20 protein-coding genes and 1 pseudogene are annotated in these 21932 nt (G+C 49.4%); 9 read left to right on the forward strand and 12 right to left on the reverse strand.

The genetic code is table 11. The features are described 5' to 3' along the window. Window positions 1-121 precede the first annotated feature (121 nt). Window positions 122-526 carry a hypothetical protein gene (locus H141_RS0101755; RefSeq protein WP_019674524.1) on the forward strand — a complete coding sequence of 135 codons (405 nt, stop codon included), beginning with the start codon at window positions 122-124 and terminating at the stop codon, window positions 524-526. A gap of 144 nt (window positions 527-670) precedes the next feature. On the opposite strand, the gene hemN (H141_RS0101760) is transcribed toward H141_RS0101755, so the two are convergent. After that, on the reverse strand, window positions 671-2032 hold the full coding sequence (hemN, locus tag H141_RS0101760; RefSeq protein WP_019674525.1) for an oxygen-independent coproporphyrinogen III oxidase: 1362 nt from the start codon (window positions 2030-2032) through the stop codon (window positions 671-673). Between the two features lie 70 nt (window positions 2033-2102). After that, the gene (gene ubiT / locus H141_RS0101765) at window positions 2103-2618 is read right to left on the reverse strand and encodes a ubiquinone anaerobic biosynthesis accessory factor UbiT (protein WP_019674526.1); all 516 of its coding nucleotides are present in this window, start codon (window positions 2616-2618) and stop codon (window positions 2103-2105) included. Window positions 2619-2729: 111 nt separating this feature from the next. On the opposite strand from ubiT, the gene ubiU reads away from it, so the two are divergent. The 3 genes from ubiU (at window position 2730) to mog (ending at window position 5269) form a co-directional block, all read left to right on the forward strand. Further along, entirely contained in the window at window positions 2730-3722 is a 993-nt protein-coding gene (gene ubiU, locus H141_RS0101770) for a ubiquinone anaerobic biosynthesis protein UbiU (protein ID WP_019674527.1), read from the forward strand. 4 nt (window positions 3723-3726) lie between these two features. Next, window positions 3727-4599, forward strand: coding sequence for a U32 family peptidase (locus H141_RS0101775; protein WP_019674528.1), 873 nt, complete (start codon window positions 3727-3729; stop codon window positions 4597-4599). Window positions 4600-4732: 133 nt separating this feature from the next. Next, complete coding sequence (gene mog, locus H141_RS0101780) at window positions 4733-5269, forward strand: molybdopterin adenylyltransferase (RefSeq protein WP_019674529.1); 537 nt, start codon at window positions 4733-4735, stop codon at window positions 5267-5269. Here mog and H141_RS0101785 read toward each other — a convergent pair. Both H141_RS0101785 and H141_RS0101790 read right to left on the reverse strand, forming a co-directional pair. Next, the gene (locus tag H141_RS0101785) at window positions 5266-7017 is read right to left on the reverse strand and encodes a bifunctional protein-serine/threonine kinase/phosphatase (RefSeq protein WP_019674530.1); all 1752 of its coding nucleotides are present in this window, start codon (window positions 7015-7017) and stop codon (window positions 5266-5268) included. The two genes, mog and H141_RS0101785, sit on opposite strands and share 4 nt — an antisense overlap. Before the next feature lie 6 nt (window positions 7018-7023). Beyond that, a complete protein-coding gene (locus tag H141_RS0101790) occupies window positions 7024-8520 on the reverse strand; it encodes a NarK family nitrate/nitrite MFS transporter (protein ID WP_019674531.1) in 1497 nt (498 codons plus the stop codon). A 306-nt stretch (window positions 8521-8826) separates the two neighbouring features. On the opposite strand from H141_RS0101790, the gene H141_RS0101795 reads away from it, so the two are divergent. The 3 genes from H141_RS0101795 to H141_RS0101805 all read left to right on the forward strand — a co-directional run bounded on the left by H141_RS0101795 (window position 8827) and on the right by H141_RS0101805 (window position 11835). Further along, window positions 8827-10104, forward strand: coding sequence for an MFS transporter (locus tag H141_RS0101795; RefSeq protein ID WP_019674532.1), 1278 nt, complete (start codon window positions 8827-8829; stop codon window positions 10102-10104). A 14-nt stretch (window positions 10105-10118) separates the two neighbouring features. Beyond that, the gene (locus H141_RS0101800; protein ID WP_019674533.1) at window positions 10119-11321 is read left to right on the forward strand and encodes an NnrS family protein; all 1203 of its coding nucleotides are present in this window, start codon (window positions 10119-10121) and stop codon (window positions 11319-11321) included. A 124-nt stretch (window positions 11322-11445) separates the two neighbouring features. Continuing rightward, complete coding sequence (locus H141_RS0101805) at window positions 11446-11835, forward strand: putative zinc-binding protein (protein ID WP_019674534.1); 390 nt, start codon at window positions 11446-11448, stop codon at window positions 11833-11835. A 12-nt stretch (window positions 11836-11847) separates the two neighbouring features. On the opposite strand, the gene H141_RS0101810 is transcribed toward H141_RS0101805, so the two are convergent. The 3 genes from H141_RS0101810 to norR are packed head-to-tail and all read right to left on the reverse strand — an operon-like array spanning window position 11848 to window position 14539. Beyond that, on the reverse strand, window positions 11848-12612 hold the full coding sequence (locus H141_RS0101810; RefSeq protein WP_019674535.1) for a molybdopterin-synthase adenylyltransferase MoeB: 765 nt from the start codon (window positions 12610-12612) through the stop codon (window positions 11848-11850). Continuing rightward, the gene (locus H141_RS0101815; RefSeq protein ID WP_026349161.1) at window positions 12596-12997 is read right to left on the reverse strand and encodes a YbaN family protein; all 402 of its coding nucleotides are present in this window, start codon (window positions 12995-12997) and stop codon (window positions 12596-12598) included. The genes H141_RS0101810 and H141_RS0101815 overlap by 17 nt, the downstream gene beginning before the upstream one ends. Before the next feature lie 15 nt (window positions 12998-13012). Further along, complete coding sequence (norR, locus tag H141_RS0101820; RefSeq protein ID WP_019674537.1) at window positions 13013-14539, reverse strand: nitric oxide reductase transcriptional regulator NorR; 1527 nt, start codon at window positions 14537-14539, stop codon at window positions 13013-13015. A gap of 197 nt (window positions 14540-14736) precedes the next feature. On the opposite strand from norR, the gene ytfE reads away from it, so the two are divergent. After that, window positions 14737-15450, forward strand: coding sequence for an iron-sulfur cluster repair protein YtfE (gene ytfE, locus H141_RS0101825; RefSeq protein ID WP_019674538.1), 714 nt, complete (start codon window positions 14737-14739; stop codon window positions 15448-15450). A gap of 721 nt (window positions 15451-16171) precedes the next feature. Here the strand turns inward: ytfE and H141_RS0101830 are convergent. The 3 genes and pseudogenes from H141_RS0101830 to hemN (H141_RS0101840) all read right to left on the reverse strand — a co-directional run. Further along, window positions 16172-16354 (reverse strand): annotated as a pseudogene (locus tag H141_RS0101830) (YfhL family 4Fe-4S dicluster ferredoxin); the annotation flags it as partial. 4 nt (window positions 16355-16358) lie between these two features. Next, window positions 16359-17687: a prephenate-dependent tRNA uridine(34) hydroxylase TrhP gene (gene trhP, locus H141_RS0101835; protein ID WP_019674540.1), complete on the reverse strand. Its 1329-nt coding sequence runs from the start codon at window positions 17685-17687 to the stop codon at window positions 16359-16361. An 83-nt stretch (window positions 17688-17770) separates the two neighbouring features. Beyond that, on the reverse strand, window positions 17771-19132 hold the full coding sequence (gene hemN / locus H141_RS0101840) for an oxygen-independent coproporphyrinogen III oxidase (RefSeq protein ID WP_019674541.1): 1362 nt from the start codon (window positions 19130-19132) through the stop codon (window positions 17771-17773). A gap of 210 nt (window positions 19133-19342) precedes the next feature. On the opposite strand from hemN (H141_RS0101840), the gene H141_RS0101845 reads away from it, so the two are divergent. Next, window positions 19343-20224 (forward strand): helix-turn-helix transcriptional regulator, encoded by an 882-nt coding sequence (locus tag H141_RS0101845; RefSeq protein ID WP_019674542.1) that lies wholly within the window; start codon window positions 19343-19345, stop codon window positions 20222-20224. Between the two features lie 24 nt (window positions 20225-20248). Here H141_RS0101845 and H141_RS0101850 read toward each other — a convergent pair whose 3' ends face one another. Beyond that, the gene (locus tag H141_RS0101850) at window positions 20249-21361 is read right to left on the reverse strand and encodes a DUF418 domain-containing protein (protein ID WP_019674543.1); all 1113 of its coding nucleotides are present in this window, start codon (window positions 21359-21361) and stop codon (window positions 20249-20251) included. A gap of 112 nt (window positions 21362-21473) precedes the next feature. Beyond that, window positions 21474-21914, reverse strand: a complete 441-nt coding sequence (locus tag H141_RS0101855) for a nucleoside deaminase (protein ID WP_019674544.1) — start codon at window positions 21912-21914, stop codon at window positions 21474-21476. Between the last annotated feature and the right edge of the window lie 18 nt (window positions 21915-21932).

The following is a 21932-nucleotide window of genomic DNA, read 5'->3' on the forward strand; positions in this document are numbered from 1 at the left end:
CCCAACTACTAAGCAGGCAAAGGTGACTACCTCTTCAGGGTTAGCCCCTACCCCACCAGAGCCGGTATTTTCACCACACAGGCTTTGTTACACTGGCGAAAACTGTTAGCAGGCGTGAATCATGAATATAGAATCTTACTCTGACTTAATAAAAGCGGCGGCCATGCAGGACGAGCCGCAGCGTTTGCTGTTTGTGTTTGCCAAAGCCGAGTTACCCAATGGCTTTACCGACACCCAAAAAAGTAACTTTGAACAAGGTCAGGGCGGCGCCTTAGCACCGGTGCTATGTGTCGATAAACTGCCGGATGAAGTCACCGAATTTAGTACTCTGGTAGCAGAGTCAGCCATAACCGGAGTAGACTGGGATATCGCCTTTGTCTCAGCCATTGGCGGGCGCGGCGGTTTTGCCCCTAATAACGATGAAGCAGCGCAGCCACTGAAAATGATGACCGAAAAAATTCAGGGTGGCATGATTGCCGATTTTCTGACTTTCAATAAAGCCGGTGAACTGGTGGCGTTGTATTGATATTGTAGGGAATATGTAGCCCACCACGACGGACAGTATTTGCGCCCGAATTAAAAACGTTGGTGGCAGAGCGTAATAATAGACAGGCCGCAAGAAAGAACAGAGGCAAGAACGAACAGGGCGCAAACTTGCGCCCCTACTGCGTTAAACCACCTTTGAGTACCGCTGCTGGCCCTGGGTTAAATACGCATCAAAACAAGCACAGATACTGCGCACCCACAGCCGACCACCCTCAGCCACTTTAATCCGCCCGTCATACACTTCTACCAGGCCGTCTTCCATAAACGGCTGTAAGCGCGCTAGCGCCTCGGCGAAGTACTGCCAGAAACTGTTAAGCTGCCATTGCTGGCAAAACGCCTCTATATCCAATTCAAAATGGCAGATTAACTGGCTGATCAGCGCTGCGCGGATTTTATCATCGGCGCTTAAACTGAAACCGCGCTCGGTTGGCAGTTGGCCATTATTGATAGCCGCATAATAAGCGGGCAGCTCTTTGCTGTTTTGCCACAGCACACCACTTACCTGGCTGATACTGGATACGCCAAGGCCAATAAGCGCATCCTGGCCGGCGGTGGTATAGCCTTGAAAATTACGCTGCAATTTACCCGCTTGCTGCGCTTTGGCTAAGGCATCGTCTGGCCTGGCAAAGTGGTCCATACCAATAAACTGATAGCCTGCTGCGACAAAACGCTCAATCGCCAGCTGCATTAGCTCCAGCTTTAATGGCGCATCCGGCAGGCTGCTGTTGGCAATTTTACGCTGTGCGGCAAAACGCTCTGGGATATGGGCATAGCTGAATAGTGAAATACGGTCAGGGTTCAGCCGGATAATTTCATCAACCGTTTCACTAAAGCTGGCCGGTTGTTGAAATGGCAGGCCGTAAATTAAATCCAGATTAATCGAGCTGAAACCGAGCTCGCGGCTAAGCTGCACCTGGTGGCGGATTAAATCAGTATCCTGCAGCCGGTTAATCGCAATTTGTACTTTTTCATCTAAATCCTGCCCCCCGAAACTCACCCGGTTAAAACCCAGAGTACGCAAATGGCGTAATTTATCATCACTGCAGCTGCGTGGGTCTATTTCAATACTGATTTCAGCATCGCTATTAATAGCAAAGTTGTCATGCAGCAAAGCCATCAAGCGCCTTAGCTGAACTTCAGTTAAAAAGGTGGGGGTACCGCCGCCTAAATGCAGCTGATTAATCTGTTTGTTTTGTAACAAGGGGGCATACAGCGCCACTTCCTGCGCCAGGGCATCCAGGTAGGTATCGGCTTTATGCTGATGGCGGGTGATCACTTTATTGCAGCCGCAGTAATAACAAAGCTTGTGGCAAAACGGGATATGCAAATACAGGCTAAGATCGCTTGGGCTTTGCTTAATCGCAGCCTGAATTTGCGCCGGATCAAAGTTACTACTAAGTGCCAGCGCCGTCGGATAAGAGGTGTAACGCGGGCCGTTAATATTGTACTTGCTGATTAACTTAGGGTCCCATTTTATGCTTTGCATTGTTGCCTCTGATATTGCTCTGCTATGACAGCCCGCTTACTGGTGGCCAGTATAAAAGCAATTGAAAAATCTAAGCTTGATCTATCGCAGGCTTAGCAGGTTTTAGCACGGATTGCTGTTGCGCTAACCAGTGCAGTAAGCCGGGCACCAGTGGAGGTAAACGCTCTGGCCCTATGCTGTCGAGCAGGTTTTTGCAGTACAAACCCAGCTCGGTATCGCCTAACATCTGTAATCTACGGCGAAAAAACAGCGTATCCGGATCAGTGGTATTGCTGATCATGGCAATAAAGTCAGCCAGTTCTGCTTTTAACAGCAGGTCTTGTTGAGCGGGCATTAGCTGTACCTGCAGCTTATTGCCATCAAGGCTAATACCAAACTCCAGGCCAATATCAGCAACGCTAATCACCACCGTCTTATGCTGCATAAAATGTAGTTCGCCGGCGCTTAGCTCAGGCTGGAAAAACCGGTTTAATGCCAACTGTAACATGCTGCTTTGTAGCACTTTGGGCGCACAGCGGGTAGCAGCGCGCAGCATTGGGGGTAGTGTCGCTACCAACTTAGAGTTAACTCTTTTAATATCAAACATATGTAAGCAATCCATTCAAATCGGGCTCTATAATAACACCACAATACCGCGGTGCCGGCTATTCCCTGTCGGAGGTAGCTGGCGCTGTTAAAGTTAATAAAGAGGCTAGAAATGGAGCTGCTCTGCCCGGCTGGCAGTATGCCGGCGTTAAAGGCGGCCATCGAACATGGCGCCGATGCCGTGTATATCGGCTTAAAAGATGACACCAACGCCCGTCATTTTGCCGGGCTGAATTTTGACGAAGCCAGGCTAAAAGAAGCGGCCCGCTTTGTCCATCAGCATGGTAAAAAATTACATGTAGCAATAAATACCTTTGCCCACCCGGATAATTACCAGCGCTGGCAACAAGCGGTAGATATTGCCGCCAATGCCGGGGCCGATGTACTGATCCTGGCCGATATTGCCGTGCTGGCCTATGCCGCCGAGCGCTATCCTAAGCTGGAGCGGCATCTGTCGGTGCAAGCCTCGGCCACCAATGCCGCGGCCATTAATTTCTACCGCCAGTTTGGCATTAGCAGGGTGGTGTTACCAAGGGTGTTGTCGATGCAGCAGGTGCGGGCGTTGGCTAAAAGCTGTGAAATTGATCTGGAAGTATTCGCCTTTGGCAGCCTGTGCATTATGGCCGAAGGCCGCTGTTATTTAAGCTCGTACATGACTGGCCAGTCACCCAACACCGCAGGCGCCTGCTCACCGGCGGCGTTTGTAGAATGGCAAGACAACAACGGCACCCTGGAGTCGCGCTTAAACGGTATTTTAATTGACCGCTTTGCCCCTAATGAAACCGCTGGCTACCCCACCCTGTGCAAAGGCCGCTTTAATGTCGGCAACGATACTTACCATGCGCTGGAAGAGCCGACCAGCCTGAACACTCTGGATTTACTGCCACAATTGTATGCCGAGGGCATTAAGTCACTTAAAATTGAAGGTCGCCAGCGCAGCCCGGCTTATGTGGCGCAAATAACCAAAGTCTGGCGCGCTGCCATTGATGCCGTAATGAGCGCCCCAGATGATTTTAAGGTGCAACCACAGTGGCAACAGGTGCTCGCCGGCTTGTCTGAAGGCAGTCAGACCACCCTGGGTGCCTATCATCGAAAGTGGAAATAATGTCATGCAATTCTCATTAGGCCCGGTACAGTATTTCTGGCCCAAAGCACAAATGCTGCAGTTTTATCGTGAGGTCGCTGATAGCGATTTTGATATTGTTTACTTAGGCGAAACCGTCTGCAGCAAACGGCGTGAGCTAAAATATGAAGATTACCTGGCGTTAGCACTAATGCTGCGCGAAGCCGGAAAACAAGTGTGTTTATCTTCGATGACCTTATATGAAGCACCGGGGGAGCTGCGCGAACTGCGCAAATACGTCGATAACGTCGAGTTTTTAGTAGAAGCCAATGACGTTGGCGCTATCAGCATGCTGCAGCAACAAGGCTTGCCCTTTGTCGCCGGCGCGGCAATTAACTGTTATAACCAGCATACATTACGCCGGCTGATTGGTATGGGGCTGACTCGTTGGGTATTGCCGGTGGAGCTTTCCGGCCAGTGGTTAAGCGATGTGCTGGCCCAAGGCGTTATCGCCGACGTCCGCGATTGTTTTACTACCGAAGTATTCAGCTTCGGTCACCTGCCACTGGCCTGGAGTGGTCGCTGCTTTACCGCACGCTCAGAGAATCGCAGCAAAGATCAATGTGAGCTGTGTTGTATTAACTACCCGCAAGGGCGCGAAGTCAGCAGTCAGGATGGCACCCAGGTATTTGTGCTAAACGGTATTCAGACCCAGTCAGGCTATCGCTATAACCTGGTAAACCAGCTAAACACTATGCACAACACCGTGGATATAGTACGGTTAAGCCCACAGCTAACCGGCACCTTTGACTGGCTGGCCAAATTTAAAGCTAACCTTGATGGCAGCGCGCCGCAACAACTCAGCGCCAGCGACAGTAATGGCTACTGGCTAAACCTGGCCGGGATGGCAACCGGGTAAAAATTCATTTATAACCCAACGGTTGCTACACACCTTGTGCTCGCCGCAGCAACTCGCCGCCATCCGTGGCGGCTCAGACACTCTGCGGCTGTGCGCAACGTGGTAGCAACCTCAGTTAAATACAGGATTTGCAATGACCAACCAAACCGCCAAAATTGGCATCGTCACCGTTAGCGACCGGGCCAGTGCCGGGGTTTACGAGGATTTATCCGGTAAGGCTATTATCGATACCTTAACAGATTATTTAAGCAGCGACTGGCAAGCCGAATACCGGCTGATCCCGGATGAGCAGCCATTAATAGAGCAAACGCTACGTGAGCTGGCTGACCAGCAGGGCTGCTGCTTAATCGTTACCACGGGCGGCACCGGCCCGGCCAAACGCGATGTGACGCCCGAGGCAACCGAAGCGGTGTGTGAGCGGATGATGCCCGGTTTTGGTGAGCTGATGCGCACCGAATCTTTAAAATATGTACCAACCGCCATATTATCGCGCCAAACTGCCGGCCTGCGTAGCAGCTGCCTGATTATTAATCTGCCAGGCAAACCGAAAGCCATTCGCCAATGCTTAGATGCGGTATTTCCCGCCGTGCCTTATTGCATAGATTTAATGGATGGGCCTTATTTGCAATGCAATGAAGAAGTGATCAAGCCGTTTCGGCCAAAAAGCTAACGCCTAAGCAAAAACAACCATACCACCAGCAACAGGGTAATAAACCAGAAGCCGGAGAGCAGCTGCCAGAATAGCAGCGGGTTGGTTTTGTGCTGCTGCTTTACTTCCTCGTGCAAAAACTCAGGGTTAGGTTGCTGTAAATCAGTCAGCAGCTGGTTAATGCTTTGATAGCGCTGCGATAAGTCCAAACTCACCCCTTTTTGTAAGGCGCGGTCAAACCAGCTGGGGATCACCGGGTTAAATTGATGGCTATGGCGATAGCGCAGCTTGTCATAATCCGCTGCGTTCTGGCAATTTTCAATGGCCGCACCATAAGGCAACTCACCGCCCGTAAAGAGTTCATAAGCTATGGTAGCCAACGCGTATATATCACCCTGCACTCCCGAATTATGGCCCAATATATAATGAGGATCTGAGTAGCTGGCAGTACCTAAAGCAATATCTTGTTGCAGCGGACTGAACATCTCCGCCAGACCGCTGACATACACTGACCCAAAATCCACTAATTTAAGGCTACCATCATCCAACAACATTATATTACCTGGTTTTAAATCCTGATGAATGGCCCCCATGCGATGAAAGGCTTGCAGACCTTGGGCAATTTGTTTTATCAGACGAATAGCCAGCGCCGGCTTAAGCGGTTTTGGCTGGCTTAATAACCACTCTTCAAGGCTTTGCCCAGCTATATGTTCCATTAAATAATATAAAAAACTACGCGGCCGGCTTTGCCGTACCACCTTTACTACCTGTTCAGACTGAATGCGTAACCCAATCCACTCTTCACGAATAAAACGGTCAATATACTGCACATCATCTTCGTAATTTTTAGACGGGCTCTTCATGATCAGTTGTTGCCCGCTTTGCTCATCAATAACCAGATACAGGTGGCTGCGACTACTGGCAAATAAAGACGCTACAACCTGATAACCATCCAGCTTCATACCGGGGCTTAATGCAGGGGGAAAAGGTAAACGGGTTAACAGCTGACTTAAATCATCCAGGCTCTGCTCTGGCAGTTGTTGCACCTCAATGACTACAGCACTGATGTTATCATCACTACCGTTACGGTAAGCTGCATCTAAAAGGTTACGGCATATATCAGCGGCGGCTAAGTCGCTACTCAGTAACTTTAGCATTTCAGGCTGGGCAATAAATTCGTGTACACCATCGCAACTAATCAAAAACCTATCGCCTGTTTTTATGGCGATGCTACCCTGCTGAGGTTCTACTTTTGCATCCATGCCTAAGGCCCGCCCCAGAAATTGGCGTTGCGCGGACAACACCGTAGTGTGATCTTGCGTTAGCTGCGTAAGCTCGTCACTACGGCATAAATAAATACGGCTATCACCAACATGAAAAAAATGCGCTGTGCGAGATTTCAGTACCAAAGCACTAAAGGTACAAAGGTAACCTTTTTGTTCCTGAGCAAATTTATGACTCAGTTGATAGAGCTGATTGTTAATTGTAGCAAGCAATTGCTCGGCACTATGAGCTACCGACCAAGTATCCGGCGTTTGCGGGTATTCATGACAAAAGCGGCGGGTTGCCAGCTCACTGGCGGCCGCACCCGCTTCAGCGGTACTGACGCCATCAGCCAGAGCAAAACACGCGCCTTTATAATTTAAAATATATTCATCGGTTGGCAACTGGGCGGCCACTGTATCTTCATTACCGGCTTTGCGGCCTGCCTCACTGAGGCAGGCATAAACCAATTGTAGTTGCTGCTGTGGGCTCGCCCCATTGCTCATGCTGTTTTATCCTACGTTAATTTTATGCACAGTACCGTCTTCACCTACTTCTACAATGTGGCCTTTCGGATCTTCTAAAAACCATACTGCAACCAAGCCCACTAGTGCGGAGGCAGCAATAACATAGAAAAAGGTACTAAAATCAACATAACTTAGCACCGTTAAATATACCACAGCGCCAACGTTACCATATGCACCGGCCATGCCGGCAATTTGTCCGGTCATACTGCGTTTAATTAATGGCACTATAGCAAAGACGGCGCCCTCACCCGCTTGAACGAAAAATGAGCAGGCCATAACAGCCAGGACGGCTACCGGTATCCACCAATGGCTATCCATTAACCCCATCACAAAATAACCCAATGCCAAACCTGAAATCAAAATCACCATACTTTTACGGCGGCCAAATTTATCTGAAAACCAACCACCCATAGGTCTGGATACTAGATTCATAAAGGCAAACGCCGATGCTAATAAACCGGCTTTTACCGCGGTCATACCATCAAAGGTTTCCAGAAAATACAGCGGGAGCATAGATACCACTGCCAACTCAGAACCAAAGGTGGCAAAGTAAGCAACATTTAAAATGGCAACCTGTTTAAAGCTGTATTTATCATGCTCAGGCACGCCTTCACGTAAATGCTCTGCATTCACTTTCCAAATTTGTTGCGTTTGAAACAAGAACAACAATACCAGGGCGACCCAAATACCATACATGGCATTAGCCGAGAACAAATTGACGCCTGCCGGCGATAAACGCCAGGATAAAATAGCCAGCGCTAGGTACATAGGAATGTTCATCAAGATCAACGCCCACAAGGCGCGCCAGCTGGTTACCACCATACCGCCAGTTTTTTTCGGCTTAAAATACATTGACCCTTTGGGTGTATTACGGGCAAACTTGTAATAAATCAGCGAATACACTGCACTCACCACACCAATGGAGGCAATAGCATACCGCCAGCCATTGTCGCCACCGTACATTAAGGCGATAGTGGGTAAGGTCATGGCTGCAGCGGCTGAGCCAAAATTACCCCAACCGCCATAGATCCCTTCTGCCGTGCCTACCTGATGGTGCGGAAACCACTCACCTACCATGCGAATACCCACAACAAAACCGGCACCGACAAAACCCAGTAAAAACCGAAATGCCGCAAGGGATTCATAATTCGTCGCAAAGGCAAAACCAATACAAAGAAAAGATGAAATAAATAACAACAATGAATACATGATGCGTGGACCATACCTATCTACCAGCATGCCGACAACAATCCGAGCAGGTATAGTCATAGCCACGTTTAAAATTAACAAAGCGCGAATTTGAGCATCGGTTAGTGCCAATGCCTCTTTTATATGCATCAGTAAGGGCGCATGCGCAAACCAGATGACAAAGGTTAAAAAGAATGCGAACCAGGTTAGGTGCAGCATTTTAATTTTTTGTTCTGCAAAATTCAGCAGGTTTAATTTACCGCTGTCACTTGCCGGAAACGACGTTCCAGACATATATACCTCCGGGATAAACACTTTTGTGATGTTAACTTTGGCAAGTGTAGAGAGTTAGTTGGCTGAAATCATTGATTTAAAACAAGCAAAAAATACAAAAATAACAACCTAATCAATTAGATACCTAAATATGGGTAACATCATAACCAGCGGCAGACCTTGGGTTAGCTGTAGTTATTACCTACTACGTGGTAGCGCTAATGACCGTTGGCGGCGGCAGATGATTTCAGAGGTACTGCCAAAGTGTTGCCGCAACAAGATTAATGTCAGTTAAGCTAACAAGAGTATGGTCTTGGAGAACAACCTATGCAGGCAACACATCCATTAGCCTGGCGAGCACTGGCGTTGGCAACACTGGCTTTTGCCGGTTGCTTTTCTGTTTGGACCTTGTACGCGGTGATGGGACTAAATATCAAGGAGCAGCTTGCGCTAAGTGCCACCGAATATGGTTTTTTGCTGGCGGCCCCGATTTTAAGCGGCGCCATACTTCGACTGCCTCTTGGCCAACTAGCCGACAGATACGACGCCCGCACACTGTGGTTATGGCTAATGTTGTTGCTTAGCCCCTCTTTATTACTGCTGCCGTATGTCAGCAGCTATCTGGGATATCTGACGCTGGGTTTGTGGTTTGGCATTAGTGGGGTGTCTTTTACTCTGGGGATCCGCTATGTAAGCGACTGGTTTGCCAGTGGGCAACAAGGGCTGGCCATGGGTTTATTTGGCGTAGGCAATGCAGGAGTAGCTATTACTTTTGTACTGGTTCCATTGATCCTGGCTTGGTTTGACTGGTTTTGGGTAGGCCCTATTTATGCAGCAGGTACCTTATTACTTTGTTTGCTATTTTGGTTAACTGCACCAAAACTCACTAAAATCAACCAACAACGCAGTGAAGCCATTCCGTTAACATTACTCATTCGGGACGCCAGGATCTGGCGTTTCTCGCTGTATTACTATTTTGTGTTCGGCAGCTTTTTAGCGCTGCTGCTGTGGCTGCCCCAGTACTATATGCAAGCCTATGCCATGGACCAACAGCAAGCCATGGCGTTTACCCTGTTTTTTGTCGCAACCTCTTCTATGGTCAGAGCCCTGGGCGGCTGGTTTGCCGATCGCTATGGTGGACGGGCGGTAAACTGGAGTGTGTTCTGGGTTTGTATCGTCTGTCTGTTTTTTTTAAGTTATCCGCCAACCACCTTAATTGTGCACGGTCTGGAAAAAGACGTGCAACTGGAAATCGCGATGAATGTCTGGTGGTTTACGTTATTGATTTTTATTATCGGCGTAGCCCAGGGTTTTGGCCGGGCCAGCGTGTACAAGGTTATTCACGATTACTACCCGCATCATATGGGTAGCGCCGGTGGCTTCGTTGCGGCTATCGGCGCCCTGGGCGGCTGTACCCTGCCAATAGTATTTGGGTTGGCACAGGATGCACTTGGCATAGTCACCGGCTGTTTTATGATTTTATACGGCGTGTTGGCGCTTTGTATGATCACCATGTTCTTTGCTAATCAGGCGGCGCAGTATCAGCAAAAACTGGCTGCGGCCCGCTCTGACAATTTTCTTTTAGATGAAGACCCACCTGTTTAAGGTAAGGAAAAACCATGCAAATTACCGACTTGGCAACTGAGCAAAAGCTGTTACCGTTGCTGCGCCAGGCATTTCGGCCGATGTTTTTATTTGGCGCAGCCTTCAGTGCCCTTGCCATGCTGTTATGGGGGCTGGCGCTCTCTGGCCATATTAAGCTAAACCCTTTTGCCAACATCCTGTTCTGGCATAGCCATGAAATGCTGTTTGGTTTTGTTTGTGCCATTATCATCGGTTTTTTGCTGACTGCAGTCCAAAACTGGACCGGCCTGCGGGCGCCACATGGTAAAAGTTTGCTGGTTATCAGTCTGTTGTGGCTGGCAGGCCGCTTGCTACTGCTGTTCGGCCAGGGCTTACCCCTTTCTCTGGTGGCGGCGGTAGATTTAAGTTTTTTACCCATTTGTGCCTGGTTGCTGGCAAGGCCGTTAATCCAGGCTGGGCAGCACCGCAACCTGTTTTTTGTGCCGGTGTTGTTATTACTTACCGCCTGTAATGCCCTGATGTATCTTGGCGTTGCCACTAACCGCTTTGAGCTGATTCAACTGGGTAGCCAGAATGCGGTCTGGTTAGTAACGTTACTGATGGCCATCGTTGGCGGCCGGGTATTACCGATGTTTACCGCCAACGGCACTCAAACCAAAAAAGCGGAGCCGCTGTTGTGGCTGGATCGCGCCGCGCTGGGTTCACTATGGCTTATTTTTGTGCTGCACTTTTTTGCACTGACTAAGTACCTGCCGCCTATAGCAATGAGTGGTTTATTTGCACTTAGCGCCATCTTCACTGCCCTGCGCTGCCTGCGCTGGAAAATCTGGATCACTTTAAAAGTGCCGCTGCTGTGGTCACTGCATCTGGCGTACTGGTGTATTCCAATTGGCATGGCACTTTACAGCGCCCGCTACGCCGGGGTTAATATCAGCAATAGCATCGCGCTGCACGCCTTAACAGCCGGCGCTATGGGCAGTATGATTTTAAGCATGATGGCCCGGGTGTCGTTGGGCCACAGCGGCCGGATGCTCAAACCACACACTATTATGTCACTGGCATTTTTGCTGGTACTGGCCGCTGCTGTCAGCCGCACCTTGCTAATCTGGCTCTGGCCAGCGCAAACGATGCAGTGGCTGTGGCTGGGCGTCGGCGGCTGGGTGCTGGCATACTTGCTGTATGTTGTGGTGTATTTCCCGGTACTCACTTCGCCCAGGCCAGATGGCCGGCCGGGCTAGAACCCCCTGTACCTCTGAAGAGGTAAGCGTGCCGCGGCTTTGATTTGTATCAAGTCGCGGATTGCTATGGCCTCTACACTGGATAAATAGTCTGACCACGCTATTTAACAGGGGGGAGCCCGCTATGATAACCGAAACTAACGACAAGCCTTTAGTCTATTCCTGCTCTGGCTGCTCGAATGTTGCCCAACTGGCCAATGATTTAGCGGTAGTGCTCGACCGCGAAGGCTCAGCGCAAATGTCCTGTATTGCCGGAGTTGGCGGTAAGGTTAAGCAATTGGTAAAGGTTGCCCAGTCTGGCCGGCCTATTTTAGCCGTAGATGGCTGTGCATTAAATTGCGTTAAGCAAACCCTGGCCACGATAGACGTAGTGCCCACCTGGCATATCGAGTTGACGTCTCTGGGCTATAAAAAACGCGACCATGAAAACTGCGATTTAGGCGATGCCTATAAACTGCTGCAGATGGTGCATAGCGATATATTGCCACAAGCGGCGAAGCCGGCACTGCGGTAATCGCAGCAAGCGTTAACCACAAACAGTGCAGCCAGGATCTTTGTTTAAACCAAACTGGCGCCACTGCCCGGTTAGCGCATCAAATAACTGCAACTTGCCATACAGTGGTGTGCCTACTCCGCCAAGGATTTTTACTGCCTCTAATGCCTGCACAGTGCCAATAATACCGACTACCGGGCTTAAAATACCCGCTTCCATACAGGTGAGTTGTTGCTCGCCAAATAGCTGACTGAAACAGTGGTAGCAGGCACCGTCGCCTTGCATACTAAAACTGGCGACTTGGCCTTCTAACCTAATAGCGGCGCCCGATACCAGCGGCACTTTGGCCTTAACACAGGCTGCATTAATGGCATTGCGGGTGGTAAGGTTGTCAGTGCAGTCCAGCACCAGTGAATACTGCGGTACCAGCGTTGCCAAATTGTCAGCACTTAACCGCTGCTGCAAAGCCTGTATTTCAATTTCGGAATTTAACTGGCGCAAACTGGCTGCAGCTTGCTGTACTTTACTCTGCCCGATATCGGCTTCGCGATACAATATCTGGCGCTGTAAATTGCTGTGGTCAATAGTGTCATCGTCGACCAGGGTAATACTGCCGATACCACTTGCTACCAGATAAGGTGTGGCAGCACAGCCTAACCCACCCATGCCAATCAGCAGTACTTTACTGGCGAGTAGTGCTTCCTGGCCCCTAAAATCCAATGCCGGCAGCATTAACTGACGGCTGTAACGCATCGCCTGCTCGGGGCTAAGCTCTGACGGATTAGTCGGTTTTGTCATAATCATTATCCTGAGTAACGTGTTCCGGGCGGCGCCATAGCCAAAGTGCCACCAACAATAGAAAACAGGGCAGCAGCAGTTTTAGTAATAACGGCGCTGTCGATAACTGCAACAACAGCACGCTTAGCAGCATCATGCCACAGGCCAGATATTTAGCACGGCGCGGTACCACCCCGTTTTGGCGCCAGGCCAGGATCGGTGGGCCTAAATGCGGATGAGTTAACAAGCGTTGCTCCAGCGCCGGCCAGCCTTTTCCTGCCGACCAGGCACTAAGTAAAATAAAAGGGACCGTTGGCAGGCCCGGCAAGGGTATGCCTAACAGGCCCAGTGCTAAGCTTATTATTGCCAGCGCCCGCCAGAACAGCGCCCGACTATAGTGCCACATTCTGTCTTTCACCATTTACTTAAGCCCTAACCTTTGTGCCAGTTTATGCAGGTTACTAGGGTCAAGTTCAAGCTGCCGGGCAGCTAACGACCAACTACCATTGTGCTGGCTAATTGCCTGTTGAATCATTTGTCGTTGCAGCTGATTAACTGCCTGCTTTAACGGTATAGCGCTTAATTGCAACACACCATTTGTTTCATTGTGCGCAATGGCTGCCGGCACGGTGTCCAGATCAAGCAATGCCGCCTCAAGGGTAACAATGTCGGTGCGCAATGCGCCATGACTTAATGCTTTAATCGCCGCCCTGCTGATTACATGCTCCAGTTCACGTACATTGCCCGGCCAGTCGTAACTTAACAACGCCAGCTCGGCGTCGCTGGATAATCTGAGCGCCCGCAGCCCCAACCGGCTGCGGTTCAGTTCAAGAAAATGGCCGGCCAACAGCGGAATATCGTCCGGTCGCTCGCGCAGCGGTGGAATTGGTAAAGGATAAACCGATAAGCGGTGATATAAATCGGCCCGAAACTCGCCACTTTTAACTTGCTGCTTTAAATCACGATTCGTTGCCGCAACCAGCCGCACATTTACCTGACGGGTTTTGTCTGAGCCCAGGCGCTGAATTTCACCGTCTTGCAGTACCCGCAGCAATTTGGCTTGCACCGAAAGTGGCAGCTCGCCTACTTCATCCAAAAACAGCGTACCGCCATCGGCTGCCTCAAAACGGCCGGCCCGCTCGCTGTGGGCACCTGAGAACGCACCTTTGTTATGCCCAAACAGCTCACTTTCTGCCAGGCTTTCCGGCAGTGCCGCGCAATTAATGTAAATCATCGGCTTAGTGGCGCGGGCGGAACTGCGGTGCAAATGACGGGCAAACAGCTCCTTACCCACACCCGTTTCACCAAGCAACAAAACAGGCAAATCAGAGCTTGCCACCACCGTGAGCTCCTGCAAAATTTGTTGCAAAGCTTTACTCTGGCCAATCAGCTCGTAGCGTTGTTTGGCGGCCGGTTCATATTGCTGCTCGTCGGCCTGATGACTGAGCCGTAAAGCCCGGTTAGCTTGCTCCAGTTCCGTCATCCGCACTGCGGCTTCTACCAGCAAACTGTAACGCTGCAGCTCGTATATCGCAGCCTGAGAAAAACTACCTGCCTGCAATGCGTCCAGCGTTAACACGCCCCAACAGCGCCCCTCGATATAAAGTGCAATACCCATACAATCATGCACAAGCAGCGCCTGGCCGGGTTGCTCGGCTAACAGGCCATCGTAAGGGTCGGGTAATTCAGACTCAGGCTCAAACCTGACGGGGTTGCGGCTGGCAAGAATGGCTGCCAGCCGGGGGTGTTGGGCTACCACGAAGCGCCGGCCCTGGGCTTCACGCACCAGGCCATGCAATGCCACAGGTTTAAGCACATCATGTTCCAGCCTGAGCAAGCCTACTGCCCCGCAACTAAAGTGACTACGCAGGGTACTCACCAAACGCTGCAAACGAACGGCCGCAGGCAATTCTGTTACCAAATCAGCAATTAAACTTTCTTCCAGCATGGTATTTTTTACCCTTGGGTAGATATTACCCTTATTTAACTGGGTGCAATTTACCACAGTGCATAATAAAGCTATATAAATCAAAGGAGGTAGTTTTGGCCTGACTCTTGCCATCTTAGTCTTGTTAATAGCGGTTAACCGCCCGGTTTAAAGCGGCCCCTTTAATCAATTAAGCAACTAAGTAAGCAGGAGCAAGTATGTCATTCAACCATGTATCATTTTTAGACCAGTCTTTAGGCCAGATAGCTACTACCATTGCCGGTGCTACCGCGGTATTTCATCAGTACAAACTGGATTTTTGTTGTGGCGGCCAACACAGCCTGCGTGACGCACTGGCTGCAAAAGAACTGGATGCAACGCCTATTCTCAGTGCGCTCAGGCAATTACAACAACAAGAAGGCGAGATAACCGACTGGCGCAGTAAACCGGTAAAGGAGCTTATCGAACATATCCTGCAGCGTTTTCACCAGCGCCACCGTCTGCAACTGCCCGAGGTTATCCGACTGGCCCGGCGGGTTGAGCATGTGCATGCTGAGGATCCGAATTGCCCGACAGGCCTAACACAGCACTTGGAAGACATGTATCAGGAGCTGGAAAGCCATATGGTAAAAGAGGAGCAGATTTTATTTCCGATGCTGGCAGGTGGCATTTATCCGGCCGGGCCGATTAGCGTAATGGAAGAAGAACACCTACAGCATGGGGATGCCCTGGAAACTCTGGATAAGTTAACCAATAACATTACTTTGCCGGCCGATGCCTGCAATACCTGGACAGCACTGTATCTGGCATTGCAGGAGCTGAAAGAAGACTTAATGCAGCATATTTTACTGGAAAACCAAATCTTATTTGTCCAGCCAAAAGCCAGTGCTAACGATGATGATCGCCAAATGTGCTGCGGAAGTTGTCAGTAACTCATTTTTTCATCGGAACCATGCGCTAATGCCTGGTTCCGATATCGTTTTTCAGCCATTTTTGAGCATTAGTTAATCGTCGATAAAGCACTAAAATGTGAGTTTATGCTTGGAAACTTTTAACTTGTCACAGTATTCTTTCTTATAAGCCTTTATCAAGCATTCCCCACAGGCTAAAATTGGGATCACATAACCTCTAAGACGTTAAACATGTTTAAAATCAACACAATAAAACCATCCTTTCCTATGTTATAGATTCGTTCCCTTCTCAAGTACCCACCTAACCTAGTAGCGACCAGATTGTCTTCTAATAAGATCGCATTGATATATCAAAAACCATCAAACACACAATACACAGTGAGCACTGCAAGGCAAAAAGTGCGCAATATACTGATATTTATGCATTTATAGCGCACACTACCTTGCAAAAATTTGAATAATGGTCAATATGGAAACTTTTAACTTGTGGCCTTTTAGTGACCAAATAGTATTCCAAAGGCTTTCAAAGCGACCAAAATCTAACTTGAAAAAATATTTTATAGTGCTATAGTCTTTATATTATAAGGCTTTCAGGCTACTTAGCCTTATTTCCAGTGTTATTCAAAGCATAAATATACCCCCTTGACATGGTAGGGGTCGGTGGTTCGAGTCCACTAGGACGCACCAACAAATTCAAACAACAACGCCGCTCACTGAGCGGCGTTGTTGTTTCTGCTTAAACCAATTCAATACAATCCAACGGGCATACCACAATGCAGGTTGGCTTATCGTAGTAACCGATACACTCGGTACACAGCTGCGGGTCAACCTGATAATGCTTGACGCCCATACTGATGGCATCGTTCGGGCACTCGGGCACACACATATCACAATTAATGCAGCTAACTTCAATTACGGCAGGCATGCTATTACACCACCCCAGCTGCCGCATTAATGGCGAGATCACTGCCTGCTGATGCCTCTGCAGGCAGCTGCTTTAACAGCATGGCAAAGCTGAGATTGTGCTGTGCAGGCAACTTAACCTTAAGCTGATAACAAGCGCCAGGCGCCAATACAATGGCGTTATCCTGCTTATCGCGCAGTGCTTGCAGGGTAAAGTTTTGATTGCCCTCTGGCGTCATCAGCAGCAGGCTATCGCCCACCGCAAACTGGTTTTTCACCTCCAGCAGGGCAAAGCCGTTACTGTCCTGGCCGCTAATAAACTCGCCAACCAAGAGTTGCTCGCCGGCACTGTGGCTGGTGGCGTAGTTTTGGGTATCCTGCGGTTTATGCCGGCGCAAAAAACCTTCAGTAAAACCGCGGTTGGCCATGCCATCAAGTTCATGTAATAAAGCAGAGTCAAAGGTTTTACCGGCAACCGCATCATCAATAGCCTGCCGGTACACCTGAGCAGTGCGTGCCACATAATAAGGCGATTTAGTACGGCCTTCTATTTTAAGGGAATGCACCCCCATCGCGGTCAGGGCCGGTACATGCTCAACAGCCCGTAAATCTTTGGAATTTAATATATAAGTGCCATGCAAGTCTTCATCAATGGCCATCAGCTCGCCGGGGCGGCCTTGCTCTTCCAATAGCGCAGGGGTGCTTATTGGTTTGAACTGCCCTACTTCATCTTCCACAGCGGCATGTACCTGATAAGGCCAGCGGCAACTATTAGTACAGGCACCCTGGTTTGGATCGCGCTTGTTAATGTAGCCTGATAACAAACAGCGGCCGGAATAGGCCATACAGAGCGCACCGTGCACAAAGACTTCCAGTTCCATCTGGGGTACTTCGCGGCGAATTTCCGCTATTTCTTCCACCGCCAGCTCGCGTGATAAAATTACCCGCTCAACGCCCTGTGCCTGCCAGAATTTGACCGCCGCCCAGTTAACAGTATTAGCCTGTACCGACAGGTGCAGCGGCATTTGTGGAAAATGTTGTTTTAGCAAATAAACCACACCAGGGTCGGATACAATAAGTGCATCAGGCTTTAACGCCACTACTGGCGCCATATCGTCAATAAAGCTTTTTAACTTACTGTTATGCGGCGCAATATTAACCACTACATACAGCTTTTTACCCAGCGCATGGGCTTCGTTAATACCGGTTTCAAGCGCGGCTAAATCAAACTCGTTATTGCGCACCCGCAAACTATAGCGTGGTTGACCGGCATACACCGCATCGGCACCGTAGGCAAACGCCAGGCGCAGGGCTTTTAAGCTGCCTGCAGGGCAAAGGAGTTCAGGAATAGTCATGTATTTCTCTGTCGCGAGTAAAAAGCAGGTATTTTAGCGGCCGCAGCCAAGCCTGCTTTGATCTGCCGCAATACAGCGCAACACTACACTACTTTTGAATAGCGCTGCTGGCCCTGAGTTAAATAGGCATCAAAACAGGCGCAGATACTACGTACCCAAAGCCTGCCATTGTCAGTCACTTTTATTCGTCCGGCGTACACCTCAACCAGGCCGTCTTCCATAAAGGGTTGCAAGCGCTCTAACGCCCCGGCGAAATATTGCCAGAAGCCGCTTACCTGCCACTGCTGACTAAAAGCGTCGACATCCAGCTCAAAGTGACAAATAAGCTGGCTGATCAATGCGGCACGAAGTTTATCATCGTTATTTAAGCTAAAACCGCGCTCGGTTGGCAGTTGGCCGTTACTGATAGCCGCATAATAAGCAGGTAATTCTTTGCTGTTTTGCCACAGCACACCACTTACCTGGCTGATGCTGGATACGCCAAGGCCAATTAACGCATCCTGGCCGGCGGTAGTATAACCCTGAAAGTTGCGCTGTAGCTTACCGGCTTGCTGCGCTTTGGCCAGGGCGTCATCAGCTTTAGCAAAGTGGTCCATACCGATAAACTGATAGCCGGCGGCAACAAAACGGTTGATGGCAAGTTGCATTAATTCAAGCTTTAACGGCGCATCCGGCAGGCTGGCATCACTTATTTTGCGCTGAGCAGCAAAACGCTCAGGTAAATGTGCGTAACTAAATAACGATATACGGTCGGGGTTAAGACGGATAATTTCATCAACCGTTTGGGCGAAGCTGTCCGGTTGTTGAAATGGCAGGCCGTATATTAAATCCAGATTGATCGAGCTAAAGCCGAGCTCGCGGCTTAACTGCACCTGATGGCGGATAAGATCGGTATCCTGCAGGCGGTTAATGGCAATCTGCACTTTTTCATCTAAATCCTGCACCCCAAAGCTGACCCGGTTAAAGCCCAGTGTGCGCAAATGCCGCAGTTTATCGTCACTGCAGCTGCGCGGGTCTATTTCAATGCTAATTTCAGCATCAGCTTCAATAGTAAAGTGTTGCTGCAGCAGCGCCATAAGCCGGCTTAGCTGCACTTCTGTTAAAAAGGTTGGGGTACCGCCGCCTAAATGCAGCTGATTAATACTTTTGCCCTGCAGCAGCGGCTGATACAGCGCCATTTCCTGCGCTAAGGCATCCAGGTATGTATCGGCTTTATGCTGATGACGGGTAACCACTTTATTGCAGCCGCAGTAGTAACAAAGTTTATGACAAAACGGGATATGCAAATACAAGCTAAGTTGATTTGGGCTTTGGGTAATCGCGGTGTGAATGTGCGTACGGTCAAATTGGGGGCTTAACGCCAATGCCGTTGGATACGAGGTATAACGCGGGCCATTAATGTTGTATTTACTGATTAACCTGGCATCCCATTTAAACCCTTGCATCTTGACCTCGTTTTATACTCTGACAATGCAGTGCAGTATAGGGGGTTAAGCCGCTTCAAATCTTGATATGCATCAAGCCCTGGTCACAGTATACGTAGTGCACACCTGGCACATGGAGCTAACCACTCTGGGCTATAAAAAAACACGACTATCAAAACTGTGGCGTGTAAGCTGATACCATACCCAGCATAATTTCGAGTGTGAAACACCTTGAAAACTAACTACAGCTTAATTCCTGAAAAAGCACTACTGGCATCGTTACCTGAGCATCTGCAAAGACGTTTTGAGCAGGCGCTGCAGTCAATGCAGCAGAATTTAGAGCAGCAGCTAACATGGCAGCAAATTGCCCGGCAAAGTGCTATTTCGCCAGCGCATTTTCATCGTCAGTTTAAAGCGCTGTTTCACGAAACACCCGGGCATTATTTAAGCAGGATAAGGTTGCAATTTGCGACAGAGCAGTTACTTAGGTTTCCAGAGCGACCCATTACTGAAATTGCACATCAGGCTGGTTTCTCTGAGTCGCAGGCCTTTGCCAAAGCCGTAAAACGAACACTTGGCTTAACCGCTAAATCGATAAAACACATGGCAAATAACGCCACACCTCAGCAAACTGCAGCGTTAGTCGCTAAACTATCCCAACCTTTTGCCCAGGGGAAACTGGAGCAAAACCTGGCCGAGAACATACCCGCAGAGTTAGTTTGGATAACGCAACGCACCGCTAAAACGGTTGCGGTGGACAATGCCGATTGGGAGCTTTTGTTGGAAAAATTTGGTGCCGGCTGCGAGGACCTGATCGTGCTTACCCCGATACAACAACTAGACCGTGGCTGGCAACATATCGACATAACAGTGTGCGATTGGCATGCCAGTAAAGACAGCCATGACGTGTTACTAAAAGAAGGTTACTTTTTATCTGCGGAGATAACCTTAAAAAGTGCCGCCTCCTACTTCGCTGCATTTGACGGCCTGTTTAAAATTGCCAGGCAGCGTGGCCTGACAATTGATACAAACGGCTTTTTAACAGAGCAACTATTAGATTATTGCGACGAAGCAGGTGCGACATTTTTATTTCAGCTGCCGATAGCCTGCTAACGCGCACTTTCAGGCGTATCTGACTTAAACACCGCTGATCTTTCGCAGCACAACCTCCATCGGGCCCCGGCCAAAAAACTGTGCATACAGACCGACCAGCAACATCGCGGCAAGTGCAATGATGATTGCAATACCCAGTAAAGCAAACTGGCCAAATTGTCCGAACCAACCCAGGCCATATCCGGCAAACACAAAGCCCGCTAACACCCCCTGCAGCATATAGCTGGACAAGGAGTTTCGCCCTGCCAGCAATAAAATGTTGGGGATATGTGTTAGCCGCCGCGCTAAACGAACCAACAGATACAGATAAACCGCAGACAGCATAGGGGCACCTAAGCCAATACCAATAAACCCCAGAAATTGCAGCCAGTCTGTTTGCAAGTACCCCCTGACCACCAGCGCAAAGAGTATATTCAACGGTAAACCCAACACAAGCAACCAGGGCATGGCGTGTTCAAGCTGGGTAAACGCCTTATGGCCAGGTTGAAAAAAGTGGCTTTTACCTGCAGCGTAGCCGCTACTAAAAGCAGCGAAAACCAGCGGACCTTGCACAAAAATAAGCGCAACAAAGGTGACAGGCCAATCGTCAAGGCGTGACAGTACCGTTTCAGCATAGTTACCGCCCAGGCTATATGCCGGTGCCGGTATCTCCCCCTCGAGAGCTACAGCTAAAATAATTACCATAGCGCTTAGACAAACCACACTAAGCGGGAGCATCCACATAGCTATCTTAAGTAATTTTTTGCTGTCGGCCTCTTTTAAGCACCACAGTAAACTGCCAAAAAGGGCGTATAACACCAGAATGTCACCGCTAAACACCAAGGTGGCATGCAACAGCCCTAATAACAACAGCCCAACCATTCTGCGGCGGTAGCGTTGGGTAAAACTAAAACCTTTCGTAGCTGCCTGCTGCATTTGTATCGCCATACCCCAACCAAAAATAAAGGAGAACAGTAAAAAAAACTTCAACAGAAAAAAGGCCTCAACAAACAAAGTTGCCAGTTGATCCCAGCTGCTTTGCGGTGTGCTAAACATCTCGGTTACTGGAATAGCCATAAAGGGCACATTGACGATACCTATGCCTATCAGTGCCACCATACGAATAACATCGACTTCAAAACTGCGTTGATTGGACATGCGTTTCCTCCGGGTTATTGGAGGGCACATTATGACAAAAGCTGAATGCCCAAACGTGTCCCAAACTGCTGTAAAAAAATTTTGTCGGGTTCAGTGTCAGTGAAGGCGGCTCTTACTCGCCAATATCTTCAAACCACAGCTGCGGCTTGGCGGCGATAAAATCCTGCATCAGCGCAATGCACTCGGCATTATGCTGGTTCTCCAGCGCAACGCCGCGGCTTTGCACATAAGCCTCTGGCCCCTGAAAGGTTTGGTTTTCACCAATCACCACCTTTGGGATGCCATATAGCAATACGGTGCCGCTGCACATATCACAGGGCGACAAGGTAGAGTACAGCGCAGCGCGGCGGTAATCGGCAGCGGTTAAGCGGCCGGCATTTTCCAGGCAATCCATTTCCGCATGCAGTACACAACTGCCCTTCTGTACCCGCTGGTTATGGCCGGCGCCAACAATTTTGCCGTCAATAACCAACACCGAGCCAATCGGAATACCGCCCTCAGCTAAACTTTTTTTCGCCTGGGCGATAGCCGCCTGCATATAGATATCTGTCATATTTGCTCCTGTTGTTAG

It is taken from the genome of Arsukibacterium perlucidum DSM 18276 (genome assembly GCF_000382165.1).
Taxonomy (GTDB): domain Bacteria; phylum Pseudomonadota; class Gammaproteobacteria; order Enterobacterales; family Alteromonadaceae; genus Alishewanella; species Alishewanella perlucidum.